Source organism: Methylobacterium sp. WL64, assembly GCF_008039945.1.
Taxonomy (GTDB): Bacteria; Pseudomonadota; Alphaproteobacteria; order Rhizobiales; family Beijerinckiaceae; genus Methylobacterium.
Window position 1 is genome coordinate 1 of record NZ_VRVA01000319.1, and the last position, 640, is coordinate 640.

Sequence of the window (640 nt, forward strand, 5' to 3'; positions counted from 1 at the left end):
TTCGGGGTGAACGTGCCGCTGTTCCTGACCCTGACCTACGGGTTCGGCGTGGCGCTCGCGGGTTTCGCCGGGGTCCTCGCCGCCCCGATCTACTCGGTGAACCCGAACATGGGCGCCGACATCATCATCGTGGTCTTCGCCGTGGTGGTGATCGGCGGCATGGGCTCGATCATCGGCTCGGTGATCACCGGCTTCGCCCTCGGCCTGGTCGAGGGCCTGACCAAGGTGTTCTACCCGGAGGCGTCGGCCACCGTGATCTTCGTGATCATGGTGCTGGTGCTGCTCGTCAAACCCGCCGGCCTGTTCGGGCGCACGGCCTGAAAGAGATCAGAGGCTCGATCCCCATGGCCGACACCGCCGCCATCGACGTCGCCCCGATCGCCGCAGCGCTGCCGACGCGCCGCGACGACAAGGCGCTGCACTGGATGATCTTTGTCGGCATCGCGGTCGTGCTGACCGCGGCGCCGCTGATCCTCTATCCCGTCTACCTGATGAAGGTGCTGTGCTTCGCGCTGTTCGCGCTCGCCTTCAACCTGCTGCTCGGCTACGGCGGCCTGCTCTCGTTCGGTCACGCCGCCTATTTCGGCATGGCGAGCTATCTCTGCGCCTACACGGCCAAGAGCCTCGGTTTCACGCCGGA

Annotated in this window: 2 pseudogenes; both read left to right on the forward strand. The window is 66.2% G+C overall.

Annotated elements, in window-relative coordinates:
• Positions 1 to 321, forward strand: a pseudogene (locus tag FV242_RS34090) (branched-chain amino acid ABC transporter permease); the annotation flags it as partial.
• 23 nt (positions 322 to 344) lie between these two features.
• A pseudogene (locus tag FV242_RS34095) lies at positions 345 to 640 on the forward strand (branched-chain amino acid ABC transporter permease); the annotation flags it as partial.